Origin of the sequence: Variovorax sp. JS1663 (assembly GCF_002157355.1) — a bacterium.
Taxonomy (GTDB): Bacteria; Pseudomonadota; Gammaproteobacteria; order Burkholderiales; family Burkholderiaceae_C; genus Variovorax.
The window spans coordinates 66,171-83,573 of sequence record NZ_LYMK01000033.1; the positions used below are offsets into that span (position 1 = coordinate 66,171).

The window sequence follows — 17,403 nt, forward strand, 5'->3', positions numbered from 1 at the left end:
GCCAGAAAGCGAAAAAGCCGCCTGAAGACCCAAGCGGCTTTGTTCGGTGGATGCGGTCGCGGAGCTCAACGGCATGAAACCATTATGCACATCAGGTGTGACAGGTTTCGTGATCGTTGTGCACCGCCAACGCCTCCTGGCAAAAGCTCACGAATGTTGCCGTTCAGGCGGGCTTCTTGAGGGTCTTGACGGCCTTGAGCACGTCGTCGACATGGCCGGGCACCTTGAGGCCCCGCCACTCGGCCTGGAGCACGCCATCGGCGCCGATCAGGAAGGTGCTGCGCTCGATGCCCTTGACCTTCTTGCCGTACATGATCTTGTTCTTGACCACGCCGAACATGTGGCACATCTTTTCCTCGGTGTCGGCGATCAACTCGAAGGGCAGTTCGAGCTTGGCCTTGAACTCCTCGTGCGACTTCATGTTGTCGCGCGACACGCCGAACACGGTGGCGCCGGCTTTCACGAAGTCCTTGTAGCGGTCACGGAATTGCATGGCTTCCGTGGTGCAGCCGGGGGTATTGTCCTTGGGGTAGAAATACAGCACCAGCACTTGACCGAGATGCGAGGTGTTCGACACCTTGATCCCGCCGGTGGCGTTGGCGTCGAATTCAGGGATGGGTTTGTTGACAACGATCGCCATGAAACTTGTTTTCTCCGTTTGATTCCATCGTCCGGGCGGCCGTCCTGACGCCGGGGCTCTTGGCGTGGCTCACGGCACTCGGCATGATGGAGATTGGGCGTAGCTGGACGGGTGCTTGACTGGACGGGCCGCCGGTTTGCAACCCGCTATTTTAGCTCGAAACCCCCCTCATTGCCCATCTTCAGGCCTCTCGATCAGCAGGGCGGCGACCACGTGCCGGCCCTCCCCTGCCAGGATGTTGTAAGTGCGGCAGGCGGCGGCCGTGTCCATGGTCTCTACGCCGGTGCGGCGGGCCATCAGCGGCTGGAGCCAGGCGGGCTGGGGGAAGCGGATGCGCGCACCGCTGCCGAAGATCACGAGTTCGGCGCCCAGTTCCGCCAACTGGGCGAACTGGGTGGCGCCCAGTTGCTCGAAGTGGCTGCAGTCCCAGGCGAAGCGCTCGCCCCGTGAGCCCACCACCACGCTGTTTTCGATCTTTTCGTTGTTGACGGCCACCCATCCGGGACCGTGCGCAGTCAGGGTCTGGACATCGGACTTGTCGGGCTGGAGCTTCATCAAGGAGACCGGGGGAACTGTGGTCAAATTATAGGTTTTCCCCCGTGTACCCTGCCCCTGGAGGGACTTTGAAACCGCTCAAGAAATCGGCCAAGCTGGCCAACGTGCTCTACGACATCCGCGGCCCGATCATGGATGCCGCGAAGCAGATGGAGGAAGAGGGCCAGAAGATCATCAAGCTGAACATCGGCAACCTGGCCCCGTTCGGCTTCGATGCGCCCGAAGAGGTCCAGCAGGACATGATCCGCAACCTCCCGGCCTCCTCCGGCTACTCCGACAGCAAGGGCATTTTCGCGGCCCGCAAGGCGGTGATGCACGAGACCCAGAAGCAGGGCATCGCGGGCGTCGTGCTGGACGACATCTACCTCGGCAACGGTGCCAGCGAGCTGATCGCCATGGCCACCAACGCGCTGCTCAACGATGGCGACGAGTTGCTGCTGCCCGCGCCCGACTACCCGCTCTGGACGGCAGTGGCCAGCCTGTCGGGCGGCAAGCCGGTGCACTACCTGTGCGACGAGGAGAACGGCTGGATGCCCAGCCTCGACGACATCCGCGCCAAGATCACACCGCGCACCAAGGGCATCGTCGTCATCAACCCCAACAACCCGACCGGCGCGCTGTACTCGGACGACCTGCTCAAGGACATCGTCGCCATTGCCCGCGAGCACAACCTGGTGATCCTGGCCGACGAGGTCTACGACAAGGTGCTGTACGACGGCGTCCGGCACACGGCCATCGGCAGCCTGTCGAAGGACGTGCTGACGCTGACCTTCAACTCGCTGTCGAAGAGCTACCGCTCCTGCGGCTACCGTGCCGGCTGGATGGTGGTCTCGGGCGACAAGAAGATGGCCCAGGACTACATCGAGGGCCTCAACATGCTCTCGAACATGCGGCTGTGCCCCAACGTGCCGGGCCAGTGGGCGGTCCAGACCGCGCTCGGCGGCTACCAGAGCATCAACGAGCTCGTGGGGCCGGGCGGCCGGTTGCGCCATCAGCGCGACCTTGCCTACGAGCTGATCACGGCCATTCCCGGCGTGAGCTGCGTCAAGCCCAGCGCTGCCCTGTACATGTTTCCGAAGCTCGACCCCAAGGTCTACCCGATCGAGGACGATCGTCAGTTCTTCCTCGAGCTGCTGAAGGAAACCCGGGTGATGCTGGTGCAGGGCACTGGCTTCAACTGGGCCACGCCGGACCATTTCCGCATCGTGTTCCTGCCCCACGAAGAGGATCTGCGCGAAGCGATCAAGCGCATCGCCGATTTCCTCGAGCGCTATCGCAGCCGCAACGCCTGAGCGCGCGGCCCTGTACCCCAGTTCCATCCCGGACGAATCGAATGAAACCCATCCAAGTTGGCCTGCTCGGCATCGGCACGGTCGGTAGCGGCACCTTCAAGGTGCTCCAGCGCAATCAGGAAGAGATCAAGCGCCGCGCAGGGCGCGGCATCGAGATCACCATGGTCGCGGACCTGGACGTGGCCCGCGCCAAGGCCGAGGTGGGCGAGGGCGTGCAGGTGGTGAACGACGCGCGTGCGGTCATTGCCAATCCCGCCATCGACATCGTGATCGAGCTGATCGGCGGCTACGGCATCGCCCGCGAGCTGGTGCTGGAGGCGATCGCCGCCGGCAAGCACGTGGTCACCGCCAACAAGGCGCTGCTGGCAGTGCATGGCACCGAGATCTTCGCGGCGGCCCATGCCAAGGGCGTGATGGTGGCCTTCGAGGCCGCGGTGGCCGGCGGCATCCCGATCATCAAGGCGCTGCGCGAAGGTCTCACCGCCAACAGCATCCAGTGGATCGCCGGGATCATCAACGGCACCACCAATTTCATCCTCTCCGAGATGCGCGACAAGGGCCTGGACTTCGCCACCGTGCTGAAGGAAGCCCAGCGCCTGGGCTATGCCGAGGCCGATCCCACGTTCGACATCGAGGGCGTGGACGCGGCTCACAAGGTCACGCTGATGAGCGCCATCGCCTTCGGCATCCCGGTGCAGTTCGACAAGGCGCACGTCGAGGGCATCACCAAGCTGGCGGCGCAGGACATCAAGTACGCCGAGCAGCTCGGCTACCGCATCAAGCTGCTGGGCGTGACCAAGCGCAAGGCGCAGGGCATCGAGCTGCGCGTGCATCCGAGCCTGGTGCCGTCCAAGCGCCTGCTTGCCAACGTGGAGGGCGCGATGAACGCGGTGGTGGTCAACGGCGACGCCGTGGGCACAACGCTCTACTACGGCAAGGGCGCGGGCAGCGAGCCGACCGCCAGCGCGGTGATCGCCGACCTGGTGGACGTCACTCGCCTGCACACCGCCGACGCGGCGCACCGCGTGCCGCATCTGGCCTTCCATCCGGATTCGATGAGCGACCTGCAGATCCTCCCGATGTCCGAGGTCGTGACCAGCTACTACCTGCGCCTGCGCGTGGCCGACGAGGCCGGCGTTCTGGCCCAGGTCACCGGCCTGCTCGCCAACGCCGGCATCAGCATCGACGCCGTGCTGCAGCGCGAGGCGGACGAAGTCGGCGGCGAGGGCTCCACGCAGACCGATCTCATCATCCTGACGCACGACACGCGCGAAGGCACGCTGAATGATGCGCTGGCCCAGCTGCAGGCGCTGCCAACCGTGCTCGCGCCGATCGTGCGCATCCGCAAGGAAGAACTGTCCTGATGCGCTACCTCTCCACGCGCGGCCAGCCGGAGCGCCGCCGTTTCTGCGAAATCCTGCTCGAGGGCCTGGCGCCCGACGGCGGCCTGTACCTGCCCGAGCGCTATCCGCAGGTGGACGCGGCCACGCTCGCGAAGTGGCGCGGCCTGAGCTATCCCGAGCTGGCCTTCGAGCTGCTGTCGCTCTACATCGACGACATTCCCGCGGCCGACCTGAAGGCGATTTGCGCGAAGACCTACACCGCCGAGATCTTCGGCACGGCCGAAATCGTGCCGCTGCGCGAGCTGGAGGACGGCGTGTACCTCGAGGCCCTGTCCAACGGCCCCACGCTGGCCTTCAAGGACATGGCGATGCAGCTTCTGGGCAACCTGTTCGAGTACGAACTGGGCCGCCGCGGCGAGGAGCTCAACATCCTCGGCGCGACCAGCGGCGACACCGGCAGCGCGGCCGAGTACGCCATGCGCGGCAAGAAGGGCGTTCGCGTCTTCATGACCTCCCCCGACGGCCGCATGAGCCCCTTCCAGCAGGCGCAGATGTTCAGCCTGCAGGACCCGAACATCCACAACCTCGCGGTCACGGGCGTGTTCGACGACTGCCAGGACATCGTCAAGGCGGTGTCGAGCGACCTGGACTTCAAGCGCAAGTACCGGATCGGCACCGTCAACTCGATCAACTGGGCGCGGCTGCTGGCGCAGGTGGTCTATTACTTCGCCGGGTACTTCCAGGCCACGGGCAGCAACGACAAGCAAGTCAGCTTCACCGTGCCCTCGGGCAACTTCGGCAACGTCTGCGCCGGCCACGTCGCGCGCTCGATGGGCCTGCCCATCCGCACCCTGGTGGTGGCCACCAACGAGAACGACGTGCTCGACGAGTTCTTCCGCACCGGCGTCTACCGCGTTCGCTCGGCGGCCGACACGCACGAGACCTCGAGCCCCTCGATGGACATCTCCAAGGCCAGCAATTTCGAGCGCTTCGTGTTCGACCTGGTCGGCCGCGATGCCGCGAAGACGCGCGCGCTGTTCGAGGGCGAACTCGGCAGCAACGGCCGCTTCGACCTCAGCGCCGACCCCGTGTTCGCCCAGGCTGCCGGCCGCTTCGGCTTCGCGAGCAGCCGCAGCACCCACGCCGATCGCCTCGCGACTATCCGTGACACCGACAAGCGCTTCGCAACGCTGATCGACACCCACACCGCCGACGGGCTCAAGGCCGCGCGCGAGCACCTGGCCCCCGGCGTGCCGATGATCGTGCTGGAGACGGCGCTGCCCATCAAGTTCGCCGAGACCATCGTGGAGGCGCTGGGTCATGCGCCCGATCGGCCGGCACGCTTCGAAGGCATCGAGGCGCTGCCCCGGCGCGTCGTGCAGTTGCCGGCGAATGCCGAGGCGGTGAAGGCCTACATCGCGCAGCACTGTGCCTGATCCGGCGGTCGACGCATGAAGGCCATCGGCTTCGCCGGCTTCTCGGGGGCCGGCAAGACCACGCTGGTCGAGCGGCTGATCCCGGTGCTGCGGCTTCAGGGCCAGCGCGTCTCGGTGGTCAAGCATGCCCACCACAAGTTCGACATCGACCATCCCGGCAAGGACACGTACCGCCACCGCGAGGCCGGCGCCTTCGAGGTGGTGGTCGCGTCGGACAAGCGCCTCGCCCTGATCCGCGAGTTCGAGCGCCCGACCCAGTTGGGCGTGCACGACCTGATCGCCGAGCTGGACGCCGGCGTGGACTGGGTGCTGGTGGAGGGCTTCAAGCACAGCGATCTGCCCAAGATCGAGGTCTGGCGCGAGCCGGACGAGGGCCAGGCCGCCCGGCCGGCGCGCTACGCAGAGGACGAGTTCATCGTCGCCATCGCGACCGACACGCCTGAGCGCCTCCAAGTACCCACCGGGCTCCCAGTCTTCGACCTGAACGACGCCGATGCCATTGGGGCCTGGCTGCTGCAGAACGCGTCCCGTTTCGAGTACAAGGTGGATCGCCATGGCTGAAACATCCAAACGTCCCCCGCTGATGCCTCTCGACGAGGCGCTCGCGCGGCTGCTCGCTGCCGCCACGCCGCCGCTGGACACCGAGTCCGTCTCCACCTTCGAGGCCGACGGCCGCGTGCTGGCGCAGGACGTGGTGTCGGGCCTCACCGTCCCGCCGCGCGACAACAGCTCCATGGACGGCTACGCGGTGCGCAGCGCCGATTGCGCGGAATCCGGCGCGGCACTCAAGGTGGCGCAGCGCATTCCGGCCGGCACCGTGGGCACGCCGCTGGCAGCCGGCACCGCGGCACGCATCTTCACCGGCGCCCAGATCCCCGAAGGCGCCGACGCGGTGGTGATGCAGGAAGACACCCGCGCGGTGCCGGAGGAGGGCGGCCTCGGCAGCGTGCACATCGACATCGTGCCGACGCCTGGCCAGTGGATACGCCGCGCCGGCGAGGACGTGGCCGCCGGCGACGTGGTGCTCGCGCGCGGCGAGCGGCTCACGCCCGCGGGGCTGGGCCTGGCGGCCAGCGTCGGCCTCGATCGCCTCCAGGTGGCGAAGCGTCCGCGCGTGACCCTGCTGTCCACCGGCGACGAGCTGGTGATGCCCGGCGAGGTCGCGCCCGAGGCCATGAAGCCCGGCTCGATCTACAACTCCAACCGCTTCTTCATGCGGGCCCTGCTGCAACGCCTCGGCTGCGAGGTGCAGGACCTGGGCATCGTGCCTGACCGCCGCGACGCCACCATCGAGGCGCTGCGCGGCGCCTCCGAACGCAGCGACCTGATCATCACCACCGGCGGCGTCTCGGTGGGCGAGGAAGACCACATCAAGGCCGCGGTGCAGGCCCTGGGCCAGCTGGACCTCTGGTCGCTGTCGATGAAGCCCGGCAAGCCCTTCGCCTACGGCCGCATCGGCAACGCGCATCTCACTGGCCTGCCTGGAAACCCGGTTTCCAGCTTCCTGACCTTCCTGCTGCTGGTGCGGCCCTTCCTGCTGACCCTGCAGGGCGTGCGCCGCGTGGCGCCCGAGCCGATCGCGATGCGGGCCGACTTCGACTGGCCGCGCGCCGACCGCCGGCGCGAGTTTCTGCGCGTGCGCCGCAATGCGGCCGGCGGGCTGGACCTGTTCTCCAACCAGAGTTCCGGCGTGCTGACCTCCATGGTCTGGGGCGACGGCGTGATCGACACGCCGGCGGGCCAGCCCTTCAAGGCCGGCGACACCGTGCAGTTCATCCCCTTCGCATCCCTTCTGGGTTGAGCATGAAGGTCACCGTGCGCTATTTCGCCTCGGTGCGCGAGGCCCTGGGCACCGGCAGCGAGACGATCGAAACCCGTGCCGCCGACCTTGGCGCCCTGCGCGACGAATTGATCGCCCGCGGCGAGCCGCATGCCGGCGCGCTGGCGCGTGGCAAGGCGGTGCGCATGGCGCTGGACCAGGTCATGAGCGCGGAGAGCGCCGCGCTGCGCGAGGGCCAGGAAGTGGCCTTCTTTCCCCCGGTCACGGGCGGTTGAGCGCGGCCTGCGCGAGTTGCAGGCGGTCGCGCAGCGGCTGGCCGGCGCGCGTCATCGGTGCGCGCAGTTCGTCCTGCAGCCAGCCACGCTGGGCCAGTGCGGCCTTCAGCGGCCCCGGGTTCGGCTCGGCGAACAAGACCTCGATCAGCGCCAGCAGCGGTTGCCAGCGGGCGCGCGCCTCGTCGAGCCGTCCCGCGCGCAGCAGCTGGGTCACCTGCACGAAGCGTTCCGTCTGCAGGTGCGCGCTGGCCGCGATCGCGCCGACACCCCCTTCGGCGACCGTCGAGAACAACTGGGCGTCCTCGCCGGCCAGCAGCTGCAGGCGGCCATCGGCGATCAGGGCGCGCGTCTTGGCCATGTCGCCGCCGCAGTCCTTGATGCCGCGGATGCGCGGGTCCGCAGCCAGCGCGAGCAGTGTCTCGCGTGTGATCGTTGCGCCGGTGCGGTAAGGGATGTCGTAGATCAGCAGCGGCGCCCTGCTGGCTTCGGCGATGGCTTCGAACCAGGCCTGCAGGCCTGCCTGCGAAGGCCGGATGTAGCTCGGCGCCGGCACCAGCAGGCCGGCCAGGGCCTCGTCGTTCAGCCGGTGCGCCCAGGCGGCCGTCTTGCCGAGGTGGTAGCCCGACAGGCCCATGATGCGCGGCAGCGCGGGGGCGGCCCGGGCGACCGTCGCCAGCACGGCCAGCTGCTCGTCCGCATCCAGTGCCGCGGCCTCGCCGGTCGAGCCGCAGACCACGAAACCGGCGATGCCGGTGGGCGCCAGCCGCTCGGTGAGTGCGGCCAGCGCAGCATGGTCGATTGCGCCGTCGCGAAAGGGTGTGACGAGCGGGATCCAGAGGCCCGAGAAATCAGGGGAGGCGGGAGAAGAAGTGGAAGGCACGCGGAATTTCCTTTCAAGACCCGACCGATGGGCGAACCACCGTCGGACGCGCGCACACGAAAAGAAGAGGCCGGATTCGAACCCTGCAGTCCCGTCGCTCATCCGACGACGGAACCGAAGCTCCGGTCAGACGAGCTCGGGTTTTTTGGCTTTGCCTTCCATGTGCGCACGGACCGCCGAGTCCGGGGACTCGATGGAGTGGCGCATGGCGAGGGAAGGCATGGGCTGCAGTCTATCGCGGTGCCACAATTCCCACATGGCCGGCCCGCGTGTTTCCATCCAGACAGCTGATTTCGACCTCGCAAAAGAGGTCGCCGCGTTGCGCGCGGACGACAAGCGCGTGGGCGCGGTCTGCAGCTTCGTCGGCACCGTGCGCGACCGCAACGACGGCAGTGCCATCGCGTCGATGGAGCTGGAGCACTACCCCGGCATGACTGAGAAGTCCATCGAGGCCATGATCGACGAGGCCCACCGGCGCTTCGACATCCTCGGCGCGCGCGTGGTCCACCGCGTGGGCCTGCTGCAGCCTCTGGACCAGATCATGATGGTGGCGGTCATCTCGGCGCACCGCGGCCAGAGCTTCCAGGCCTGCGAGTTCCTGATGGACTACCTGAAGACCCAGGCGCCGTTCTGGAAGAAGGAACAGACGCCTGAAGGTGCGCGCTGGGTCGATGCGCGCGTGGACGACGATGCGGCGCTGGCCCGGTGGGGCATCAGCGCGCGCAACGCCTGAGCCGATGCGGCCGCCGCCGGGCCGCCTCAAGGCGGCCGCGCCTGCCCCTCGGGGGGGCGTCACACGCAGCCAAGCGAAGTGTAAAGCCGGGGGGCCAACATCATTGCGGTGTGAAGCCGCTCGCCTTGATGATGCCTTCCCAGGTTTGCGTGTAGCTGCGCACCCGGCCGGCGAACTGGCCTTGCGGCTCGTAGGCCACCGTCAGCCCCATCGTCGTGAGCTTCTGCTTCACGTCCGGCATGGCCAGCACCTTGGCCAGGGCGTCGCCGAAGCGGTCGATCACCGGCTGCGGCGTGCCGACCGGCGCGAACACGCCGTAGTAGGGCAGGTCCTCCAGGTTGGCGAAGCCCAGCTCGGTGAAGGTCGGCACCTGCGGCAGCAGCGCCTGGCGCTTGTTGCCGATGGTGGCGACGATGCGCACCTTGCCGGCGCGGTGGTTCTCGATGAAGTCGGGCACCGAGGCGATGCCGGCGCTGATCTGGTTGCCCAGCATGTCGGCCGTCATCGGCGCGCTGCCGCGGTAGGGCGCGGCCTGGACGTCGATCTTGTACTTGGTGCCGATCATCTTCACCAGGAACTCGGGGATCGAGGCCGGCGCGGGCACGCCGATGGTGTCCTTGCCGCCGCGCTGGGTGCGCACCCATTTCAGGTACTCGTCCAGGCTCTTGGCCGGCGTGCCGCCGGAGACGGCGAGCACGTTGGCGAAGGTGGCGAAGCCGGCCACCGGCACGAAGTCGGTGGCGGGATTGAAGCCGGCGTTCTTCACCACCTGCGGCAGGATCGAGATCGAGTGGTCGTGCGACAGGAAGAGCGTGTGCCCGTCCGGCGCGGCGGCCTTGAGCGCCTGGGCGGCGATCTGCCCGCCGGCCCCGGCGCGGTTCTCCACCACCACCGGCGCGCCCAACTGGTCCTTGAGCTTCTCGGCCAGCGTGCGGGCAATGGCGTCGGTGCCGGCGCCGGCCGGGAAGCCGACCAGCAGCTTGATCGGCGCGCCGGCCTGCTGCGCCTGCGCAAGGCCCGCGAAGCCAGCCATCGCGGCCACCGCGGCCGCCAGCCCGAGCGTGAAGACACGGCGCGACGCGCGCGGCATCCTGGAAGAGAACATGTGCGACTCCAATCGTTGAAGAAGAAACGGGGAGGGCGAGCAACCGGCGTGCCCGTCTCCCGGCAGGGGGCCTATTCTGAACGAGCGGCCACCGTTTTCAGCGCCGGCGCAGGCGATGCGCCATCGAGATGAAGGCCGCGAGCGCCGGGTTGTTGTTGGAAGGGCGGAAGGCCAGGCCCAGCTGGTACTTGACCGGGACATGGCGCCGCCGCACCTGCAGGTAGTGCACATGCGCGGTCTGCACGGCCTGCATGGCCTGGGGCACCAGCGCGACGCCGAGGCCGGCGCCCACCAGCGCCAGGATGGTCTGCATCTGCGCCGCCACCTGCACGAAGTTGGGAATGAAGCCGCAGTCCTGGCAGGCGGCCATCACCACGCTCTCGAAGCCGGGCCCCTCCTTGAAGGGGAAGCCGACGAAGTTCTCGGATGCCAGGTCGCGCAGCTGCACGCGCTGCTGGTGCGCGAGGGGGTGGGTGTCGGGCACCGCCAGCATCAGCTCCTGCTCGCAGTAGGGCTGGACCCGGAAGTCGCCCGCGTCGTGCAGCGGCGGCACGACGATGCCCACGTCGGTGCTGCCATTGAGCAGGGCCGCCATCTGCTGCGAGGTGGTGTCGCCGGTCAGCACCAGCTTGACGTCCGGGTAGTCCTCGCGAAAGGCGCGCAGCAGCTGCGGCACCACGCCCAGTGCCGCGCTGGGCACGAAGGACAGGCGCAGCGTGCCGAGCTTGCCGGCGGCGGCGCGCTGCGCGATCTCGACCGACAGCTGCGCATGGGCCAGGGTGCGGCGCGCCTCGCGCAGGAAGGCTTCGCCGGCCACGGTCAGCCGCACGTGATGGCGCGTGCGGTCCAGCAGCGTGGCGCCGACCTCGGCTTCGAGCCGCTGCACCGCCACCGACAGCGGCGGCTGCGACACATGCAGGCGCTCGGCGGCGCGCCGGAAGCTGCGCTCTTCCGCGACGGCGACGAACTGGCGGAGCTGACGCAGGTCCATCTGTCCATTCTAGGAATGGTGATCGTGTTCGCCTATCACCAGGCCATGAAAACGGTATTGGACGAAACACGAGCGCTGTCGCAGCATGCACCTCACGGCTTCCAAACCTCCACGAAAGTCCCCACGATGCAGCCCTCGCTTCTCGAAGAACTCACGCCCGTTCCCAATCCGTATCCCATCAAGTCCGAGATCGAATACCCCGAGGTCTGGCGCCTCTGCGAGCAGTCGCGCGAGCTGGCCTGGAACCCGGCGACCATCGATTTCTCCGACATCCGCGGCGCGGACCTGCCGGCCGAAGTGCGGGAGGCGGGTGCCGAGTGGTGGAGCCTGCGCGCCTGGATGGAGCACGGCGCCATTCCCTATGGTGCCGAGCGGCTGCGCGACGCGGTGTTCGCGCACCAGCCCTTCGAGATCAAGCAGCACATCGTCAACTTCATCGCCGAGGAGCTGCGCCATCACGAAGCCTCCTTCCTGGTGGCGCGCGGGCTGGCCGGCTACCAGGACGAGCCGCGCGCCGACTACTTCAAGGCCGTGATCCCGCGCTTCCACGACGAACGCGACGAGAGGGCCATGTCCTTCTTCGCCGGCCTCGCCGTCAACACGCTCTTCGAGCAGCTCTCGGGCGAGCTGCTGCAGGCGCGCTACGAGAACGCGCGCTACAAGTCGATCCGCACCGCCTGCCAGCTGATCCTGCGCGACGAGGCGCGGCACATCCAGTTCGGCCGCATCATCATGCGGCGCTTCTTCTCGGAGCTGCCGGCCGACGACCGGCGGCTCCTGGGCGAGAAAGTGGCCAAGAAGCTGCGCGGCAGCCTGCTCAACGGCGTCTACGCGGTGGTCAACCTGCCGGCCGACGAGCGTGCGCGGGCCGGCCGCAACCGTGCGCTGGCCGCCGAGCATGGGCTGGGCGCGACCCATCCGGACGAGGAGATCGCGATCATCCGCCGCGCCCTCGAGCAGATCCGCAGCGACGTCGCGCCCTACGGCGTCGAGATCCCGGAGGTGCCGGAGGTCGATCGCGCCGCGGTGGCGATGCACTGAGGAGTCCTGCCATGGCCCGTCTGCTGATGAGGATCCTGGGCTGCAGCGCGCTGGCGGTGGCCGGCGCGGTCGCGCTCGCGCCGCCGGTTGGCGCGCAGGGCGCCTATCCGACCCGCCCGGTCACGATGGTGGTGCCGTATCCGGCAGGCGGATCGGCCGACATCCTGGCGCGCACGGTGGGCCAGAAGCTGGGCGAGCGGCTGGGGCAGCCGGTGGTGATCGACAACCGCGCCGGCGCCGGGACGGCGATCGGCGCCAAGCACGTGGCGGGCGCGCCGGCCGACGGGTACACGCTGCTCATGGGCACGGTCAGTTCGCAGGCCATCAACCCGGCCATGAACAAGGTCGGCTACGACCCGGTGAAGGACTTCACGCCGGTTGCGCCGCTGGCCTCCATTCCCTTCGTGCTGGTGGCGCATCCGTCCTTCGCGGGCAAGAGCGTCGCGGACGTGATCGCGCAGGCCAGGGCGAAGGCCGGCGAGCTCAGCTACGCATCGGCCGGGCCCGGCACCTCCAACCACCTGGCCGGCGAGTTGCTGGCCTCGGCCGCGGGCATCCAGCTGCTGCACGTGCCCTACAAGGGCAGCGCGCCGGCGCTCAACGACGTGGTGGCGGGCCACCTGCCGCTGATGTTCGACCTGCAGGCCACGGCCTTGCCCTATGTGCGGTCCGGCAAGCTCAGGGCCCTGGCGGTGACCGGGCGCACGCGCAGCTCGCTGCTGCCGGAGGTGCCCACCGTGATCGAGAGCGGGCTGCCGGGCTACGAGGTCAGCGCCTGGTTCGGCGTGTTCGCGCCGGCGGATCTGCCCAGGCCGGTGCTGGATCGGCTCCACGCCGAGATCTCGGCCGTGCTCCAGGCACCGGAGATGCAGAAGCGCCTGCAGGAACTGGGCGCGGAGCCGGAGCAGGGCAGTGCGGATGCCTTCGCGAAGTTCACGCGCGCCGAGGCGACGAAATGGGCCACGGTGCTCAAGAACGCGGGGCTGGTGCAGTGAAGGCCGCGCGCTGCCGATGATCGAAGGCCCCGCCGCGCTGCGCGCGCTGATGGCCGACATCGGCCCGCGCTGGGCCTCGGACCTGCCCGGTCACAGCCAGCAGGTGAAGGACGCCTACGCGCCGCTGCTGGCCGCGGCACCCAAGGACGGCATCGCGGTCACGCGCGACGTGGCCTATGGCCCGCATGCGCGGCATCGGCTCGACCTGTTCCGGCCAGTCGGGACTTCGCGGGCACCGGTCGTCGCCTTCGTGCATGGCGGCGCCTTCGTGCGCGGCGACAAGCGCACCAGCACCGAGATCTACGACAACGTGCTGTACTGGTTTGCGCGCCAGGGCTTCGTCGGCGCCAACATCGAGTACCGCCTGGCGCCCGAGGCGCCGTATCCCGAAGGCGCGCTGGATGTGGCCAGTGCCATGGCCTGGCTGCACGGGCGGGTAGCGGAATTCGGCGGCGATCCGGCGCGCATGTACCTGATCGGCCACTCGGCCGGAGGCACGCACGTGGCGGGCTACACGCTCGACCCGGGGCTGCGGCCCGGCGCCTGCCATGCGCGGGCGATCGTCCTGGTGTCGGCGCGCCTGGAGGCGGACCAGTCGCCGGCGAATCCCAACGCGCCCGGCGTGCGGGCGTATTTCGGCGACGACATCTCCCGCTACGCGGCGCGCTCGCCGATGCGCCTGGCGGACCGGCCCGGCATGCCCGTCCTCATCGCGTTGGCCGAGTTCGAGAACCCGCTGCTGGACGTCTACGCGCTCGGCTTCGCCCATCGCCTGGCCGCTGCGGGCGGGCGTGCGCCGCGAGTCGTGCAGATGCGCGGTCACAACCACATGTCCATCATGGCCCACTTCAACAGCGGCGAAGAGGCGCTGGGCCGCGAGATCGTCGGGTTCTTTGGCGCTCTGCCCGATTCGGTGTAGGGTTTGCCTTTCCGCTTGAATTCCATGCTGCGCACCCCTACATGGCGGGGGATCGGAGTCATTCATGCGTCAAGACAAACTCACCACCAAATTCCAGGAAGCCCTTGCCGACGCGCAGTCGCTCGCGCTGGGCAACGACAACCCCTACATCGAACCGGTGCACCTGCTGGTCGCGATGCTGCGCCAGGACGACGGCCCGCGCGCCCTGCTGGACCGCGCCGGCGCCAATGTGCCCGGCCTGCTGCAGGCCGCCGAGGCCGCGATCAAGAAGCTGCCCCAGGTGCAGGGCCATGACCAGGTGCAGGTCGGTCCCGAGCTGGGCAAGCTGCTGCAGGCCACCGAGAAGGAGGCCATCAAGCGCAACGACCAGTTCATCGCCAGCGAGCTCTTCCTGCTCGCGCTGGCCGACAGCAAGGCCGAGATCGGCAACCTGGCGCGCAGCAAGGGTGTGACCCGCAAATCGGTCGAAGCCGCCATCGATGCCGTGCGCGGCGGCCAGGGCGTCAACAGCCCCGAGGCCGAAGGCCAGCGCGAAGCCCTGAAGAAATACACCCTCGACCTCACCGAGCGCGCCCGCCTGGGCAAGCTCGACCCGGTGATCGGCCGCGACGAGGAGATCCGCCGCGCCATCCAGGTGCTGCAGCGCCGCACCAAGAACAACCCCGTGCTGATCGGCGAGCCCGGCGTGGGCAAGACCGCCATCGTCGAAGGCCTGGCCCAGCGCATCGTGGCCGGCGAGGTACCCGAGTCGCTCAAGGGCAAGCGCGTGCTCTCGCTCGACATGGCGGCGCTGCTGGCCGGCGCCAAGTACCGCGGCGAGTTCGAGGAGCGCCTGAAGACCGTTCTCAACGAGCTGGCCAAGGACGAGGGCCAGACCATCGTCTTCATCGACGAGCTGCACACCATGGTCGGCGCCGGCAAGGCCGAGGGCGCCATGGACGCCGGCAACATGCTCAAGCCCGCGCTGGCGCGCGGCGAGCTGCACTGCGTGGGCGCCACGACGCTGGACGAATACCGCAAGTACATCGAGAAGGACGCTGCGCTGGAGCGCCGCTTCCAGAAGATCCTCGTGGGCGAGCCGAGCGTGGAGGCCACCATCGCCATCCTGCGCGGCCTGCAGGAGAAGTACGAGGTGCACCACGGCGTGGACATCACCGACCCGGCGATCGTCGCCGCGGCCGAGCTGTCCGACCGCTACATCACCGACCGCTTCCTGCCCGACAAGGCCATCGACCTGATCGACGAGGCCGCGGCCCGCATCAAGATCGAGATGGACTCCAAGCCCGAGGTGATGGACCGCCTCGACCGCCGCCTGATCCAGCTGCAGATCGAGCGCGAGGCCGTGCGCCGTGAGAAGGACGAGGCCTCGCAGAAGCGCCTCGGCCTGATCGAGGAAGAGATCTCTCGCGTGCAGAAGGAGCTGGCCGACCTCGACGAGATCTGGCAGGCCGAAAAGGCACAGGCCCAGGGCAGCGCGCAGATCCGCGAGGAGATCGACAAGATCAAGTTCCAGATCGCCGAGTTCACCAGCAAGGGTGACTTCAACAAGGTCGCCGAGCTGCAGTACGGCAAGCTGCCGGGCCTGGAGAAGCGCCTGAAGGAGGCGCAGGACACCGAGGCGAACAAGGGCAAGTCCAGCGCGCCCACGCTGCTGCGCACCCAGGTCGGCGCCGAAGAGATCGCCGAGGTGGTGGCGCGCGCCACGGGCATCCCGGTCTCCAAGCTGATGCAGGGCGAGCGCGACAAGCTGCTGCAGATGGAAGACAAGCTGCACGAGCGCGTGGTCGGCCAGGACGAGGCCATCAGCGCGGTCGCCAACGCGATCCGCCGCTCGCGCTCGGGCCTGTCGGACCCGAACCGGCCGACCGGCTCCTTCCTGTTCCTCGGCCCCACGGGCGTGGGCAAGACCGAGCTGTGCAAGGCGCTGGCGGGCTTCCTGTTCGACAGCGAGGATCACCTGATCCGCGTCGACATGAGCGAGTTCATGGAGAAGCATTCGGTCGCGCGCCTGATCGGCGCGCCGCCCGGCTACGTGGGCTACGAGGAGGGCGGCTACCTCACGGAAGCCGTGCGCCGCAAGCCCTACAGCGTGCTGCTGCTCGACGAGATCGAGAAGGCCCATCCGGACGTCTTCAACGTGCTGCTGCAGGTGCTCGACGACGGCCGCCTGACCGACGGGCAGGGCCGCACCGTGAACTTCAAGAACACGGTGATCGTGATGACCAGCAACATCGGCTCGCCGATCATCCAGTCGATGGTGGGCAGGCCGGCCGAGGAGATCAAGGACGCGGTGTGGGACGAGCTGAAGAACTACTTCCGCCCCGAGTTCCTCAACCGCATCGACGAGACGGTGGTGTTCCACGGGCTCGACGCGAAGAACATCGAGGCGATCGCCGCCATTCAGCTCAGGGTGCTGCAGGAGCGCCTGGCGAAGATGGACTACGCGCTCGAGGTCTCTCCCGCGGCGCTGTCGGAGATCGCCAAGGTCGGCTTCGACCCGGTGTTCGGCGCGCGTCCGCTCAAGCGGGCGATCCAGCACCGTATCGAGAACCCGCTGTCGAAACTGCTGCTCGACGGGAGCTTCGTGCCGAAGGACCAGATCGTGGTCGGCACCGATCCGATCCGGTCCCCGGGCCAGTTCAGCTTCAGCAAGGCCGGGGAACCCCGGGCCGGGGCAGTGGGCTAAGCCGGATGATGAACTTCCTCCTGCGCGTCGTCCTGTTCCTCCTGGGCCTGGTCTTCGCGGCCAGCCTGGCCGTGGCGGTGCTCGTGCTCGCCGCGGTGTGGGGCCTGCGCTACGGCTGGGCCCGCCTGACCGGGCAGCCGGTGCGGCCCTGGGTCATGCGCTTCGATCCACGCCACGGCTTCGACCGCTTCCGTGCCGCATCGCGGCCGGCCGAGCCGACGGCGGCCGACGTGGCCGCCGCGAAGGCGCGTGGCGAAGCAGCCGACAGCCCGGTGCGCCTGCGTGACCGCGGCGGCGACAACGTGACCGATGTTCAGGCGCGCCCGGTCTCGCGCGGAGAGTAGGCGCCCGGCCGTTGCCCTGCGCGCGGCGAGCCGGTGACACAGGCTGCAACGGCCTGTGACTTGATGTAAGCGCTTCGCCGACCGCGTTCCTTGATGCCGGCCTACGACGCGGCCGCATCGCACGGTTTTCAATCCCGCCACCCTCCGACACGACGAAGGCGCGATCCGCGGCTGCCGTGCCGGGCAAGGAGCGAGACATGCGCGAAGCCGATGACGCTGACCTGCCCGAAGCCGATACGGGCGACAAGGAGCGATCCCGCTTCGCGCCCGAGCCCTCCCGCCGTTCCCTCATACGGGGTGCGATCCTCTACGCCATGTTCGTGGGCACGGGCGTCAGCGTGTCCGGTTGCGGCGGCGGGGGTGGCGGAGGCGGTGGTGGCGGGGGGGG

17 protein-coding genes and 1 pseudogene are annotated in these 17,403 nt (G+C 68.6%); 13 read left to right on the forward strand and 5 right to left on the reverse strand.

The features are described from left to right. Window positions 1-163: 163 nt before the first annotated feature. Window positions 164-640, reverse strand: a complete 477-nt coding sequence (locus A8M77_RS24330; RefSeq protein ID WP_086924086.1) for a peroxiredoxin — start codon at window positions 638-640, stop codon at window positions 164-166. A gap of 168 nt (window positions 641-808) precedes the next feature. After that, on the reverse strand, window positions 809-1,195 hold the full coding sequence (locus A8M77_RS24335) for an Mth938-like domain-containing protein (protein WP_086924106.1): 387 nt from the start codon (window positions 1,193-1,195) through the stop codon (window positions 809-811). Between the two features lie 68 nt (window positions 1,196-1,263). Between A8M77_RS24335 and A8M77_RS24340 the strand changes: the two genes are divergently transcribed. From A8M77_RS24340 to moaD, 6 genes are read left to right on the forward strand one after another with little or no spacing between them, the layout of a single operon-like run. Beyond that, complete coding sequence (locus A8M77_RS24340; RefSeq protein ID WP_086924087.1) at window positions 1,264-2,487, forward strand: pyridoxal phosphate-dependent aminotransferase; 1,224 nt, start codon at window positions 1,264-1,266, stop codon at window positions 2,485-2,487. 41 nt (window positions 2,488-2,528) lie between these two features. Further along, window positions 2,529-3,851: a homoserine dehydrogenase gene (locus tag A8M77_RS24345; protein ID WP_086924088.1), complete on the forward strand. Its 1,323-nt coding sequence runs from the start codon at window positions 2,529-2,531 to the stop codon at window positions 3,849-3,851. Next, window positions 3,851-5,266, forward strand: coding sequence for a threonine synthase (gene thrC, locus A8M77_RS24350; RefSeq protein ID WP_086924089.1), 1,416 nt, complete (start codon window positions 3,851-3,853; stop codon window positions 5,264-5,266). Before A8M77_RS24345 ends, thrC begins: the two co-directional genes overlap by 1 nt. A gap of 15 nt (window positions 5,267-5,281) precedes the next feature. After that, entirely contained in the window at window positions 5,282-5,827 is a 546-nt protein-coding gene (mobB, locus tag A8M77_RS24355; RefSeq protein WP_086924090.1) for a molybdopterin-guanine dinucleotide biosynthesis protein B, read from the forward strand. Beyond that, entirely contained in the window at window positions 5,820-7,067 is a 1,248-nt protein-coding gene (locus A8M77_RS24360) for a molybdopterin molybdotransferase MoeA (RefSeq protein WP_238136948.1), read from the forward strand. Before mobB ends, A8M77_RS24360 begins: the two co-directional genes overlap by 8 nt. A 2-nt stretch (window positions 7,068-7,069) precedes the next feature. Beyond that, window positions 7,070-7,321 (forward strand): molybdopterin converting factor subunit 1, encoded by a 252-nt coding sequence (gene moaD / locus A8M77_RS24365; RefSeq protein WP_086924092.1) that lies wholly within the window; start codon window positions 7,070-7,072, stop codon window positions 7,319-7,321. On the opposite strand, the gene dapA is transcribed toward moaD, so the two are convergent. Beyond that, a complete protein-coding gene (dapA, locus tag A8M77_RS24370; protein ID WP_238136949.1) occupies window positions 7,308-8,201 on the reverse strand; it encodes a 4-hydroxy-tetrahydrodipicolinate synthase in 894 nt (297 codons plus the stop codon). The genes moaD and dapA overlap by 14 nt on opposite strands. A gap of 256 nt (window positions 8,202-8,457) precedes the next feature. Between dapA and A8M77_RS24375 the strand changes: the two genes are divergently transcribed. Continuing rightward, window positions 8,458-8,934 carry a molybdenum cofactor biosynthesis protein MoaE gene (locus A8M77_RS24375; RefSeq protein ID WP_086924094.1) on the forward strand — a complete coding sequence of 159 codons (477 nt, stop codon included), beginning with the start codon at window positions 8,458-8,460 and terminating at the stop codon, window positions 8,932-8,934. Window positions 8,935-9,034: 100 nt separating this feature from the next. On the opposite strand, the gene A8M77_RS24380 is transcribed toward A8M77_RS24375, so the two are convergent. Then, a complete protein-coding gene (locus A8M77_RS24380) occupies window positions 9,035-10,039 on the reverse strand; it encodes a Bug family tripartite tricarboxylate transporter substrate binding protein (RefSeq protein WP_086924095.1) in 1,005 nt (334 codons plus the stop codon). Window positions 10,040-10,136: 97 nt separating this feature from the next. Beyond that, complete coding sequence (locus A8M77_RS24385) at window positions 10,137-11,030, reverse strand: LysR family transcriptional regulator (protein WP_086924096.1); 894 nt, start codon at window positions 11,028-11,030, stop codon at window positions 10,137-10,139. Window positions 11,031-11,156: 126 nt separating this feature from the next. Here A8M77_RS24385 and A8M77_RS24390 point away from each other — a divergent pair, with 126 nt between their 5' ends. From A8M77_RS24390 to A8M77_RS36970, 6 genes and pseudogenes are all read left to right on the forward strand, one after another. After that, window positions 11,157-12,071, forward strand: coding sequence for a hypothetical protein (locus A8M77_RS24390; RefSeq protein WP_086924107.1), 915 nt, complete (start codon window positions 11,157-11,159; stop codon window positions 12,069-12,071). Window positions 12,072-12,082: 11 nt separating this feature from the next. Next, a complete protein-coding gene (locus tag A8M77_RS24395) occupies window positions 12,083-13,066 on the forward strand; it encodes a tripartite tricarboxylate transporter substrate binding protein (protein WP_238136950.1) in 984 nt (327 codons plus the stop codon). 16 nt (window positions 13,067-13,082) lie between these two features. After that, window positions 13,083-13,985 carry an alpha/beta hydrolase gene (locus A8M77_RS24400; protein WP_192871674.1) on the forward strand — a complete coding sequence of 301 codons (903 nt, stop codon included), beginning with the start codon at window positions 13,083-13,085 and terminating at the stop codon, window positions 13,983-13,985. Window positions 13,986-14,049: 64 nt separating this feature from the next. After that, window positions 14,050-16,671, forward strand: coding sequence for an ATP-dependent chaperone ClpB (gene clpB / locus A8M77_RS24405; protein ID WP_086924098.1), 2,622 nt, complete (start codon window positions 14,050-14,052; stop codon window positions 16,669-16,671). A gap of 5 nt (window positions 16,672-16,676) precedes the next feature. Then, window positions 16,677-17,015: a hypothetical protein gene (locus A8M77_RS24410; protein ID WP_086924099.1), complete on the forward strand. Its 339-nt coding sequence runs from the start codon at window positions 16,677-16,679 to the stop codon at window positions 17,013-17,015. Between the two features lie 197 nt (window positions 17,016-17,212). Continuing rightward, window positions 17,213-17,403 (forward strand): annotated as a pseudogene (locus tag A8M77_RS36970) (hypothetical protein); the annotation flags it as partial.

Bases quoted from the DNA above. Each gene is read 5' to 3' on its own strand.
- A8M77_RS24335 (WP_086924106.1), bottom strand. From the start codon at position 1,195: ATGAAGCTCCAGCCCGACAAGTCCGATGTCCAGACCCTGACTGCGCAC.
- A8M77_RS24330 (WP_086924086.1), bottom strand. From the start codon at position 640: ATGGCGATCGTTGTCAACAAACCCATCCCTGAATTCGACGCCAACGCC.
- A8M77_RS24375 (WP_086924094.1), top strand. From the start codon at position 8,458: ATGGCCGGCCCGCGTGTTTCCATCCAGACAGCTGATTTCGACCTCGCA.
- A8M77_RS24395 (WP_238136950.1), top strand. From the start codon at position 12,083: ATGGCCCGTCTGCTGATGAGGATCCTGGGCTGCAGCGCGCTGGCGGTG.
- A8M77_RS24385 (WP_086924096.1), bottom strand. From the start codon at position 11,030: ATGGACCTGCGTCAGCTCCGCCAGTTCGTCGCCGTCGCGGAAGAGCGC.
- A8M77_RS24345 (WP_086924088.1), top strand. From the start codon at position 2,529: ATGAAACCCATCCAAGTTGGCCTGCTCGGCATCGGCACGGTCGGTAGC.
- thrC (WP_086924089.1), top strand. From the start codon at position 3,851: ATGCGCTACCTCTCCACGCGCGGCCAGCCGGAGCGCCGCCGTTTCTGC.
- A8M77_RS24390 (WP_086924107.1), top strand. From the start codon at position 11,157: ATGCAGCCCTCGCTTCTCGAAGAACTCACGCCCGTTCCCAATCCGTAT.
- A8M77_RS24400 (WP_192871674.1), top strand. From the start codon at position 13,083: ATGATCGAAGGCCCCGCCGCGCTGCGCGCGCTGATGGCCGACATCGGC.
- A8M77_RS24360 (WP_238136948.1), top strand. From the start codon at position 5,820: ATGGCTGAAACATCCAAACGTCCCCCGCTGATGCCTCTCGACGAGGCG.
- mobB (WP_086924090.1), top strand. From the start codon at position 5,282: ATGAAGGCCATCGGCTTCGCCGGCTTCTCGGGGGCCGGCAAGACCACG.
- moaD (WP_086924092.1), top strand. From the start codon at position 7,070: ATGAAGGTCACCGTGCGCTATTTCGCCTCGGTGCGCGAGGCCCTGGGC.
- clpB (WP_086924098.1), top strand. From the start codon at position 14,050: ATGCGTCAAGACAAACTCACCACCAAATTCCAGGAAGCCCTTGCCGAC.
- A8M77_RS24410 (WP_086924099.1), top strand. From the start codon at position 16,677: ATGATGAACTTCCTCCTGCGCGTCGTCCTGTTCCTCCTGGGCCTGGTC.
- A8M77_RS24380 (WP_086924095.1), bottom strand. From the start codon at position 10,039: ATGTTCTCTTCCAGGATGCCGCGCGCGTCGCGCCGTGTCTTCACGCTC.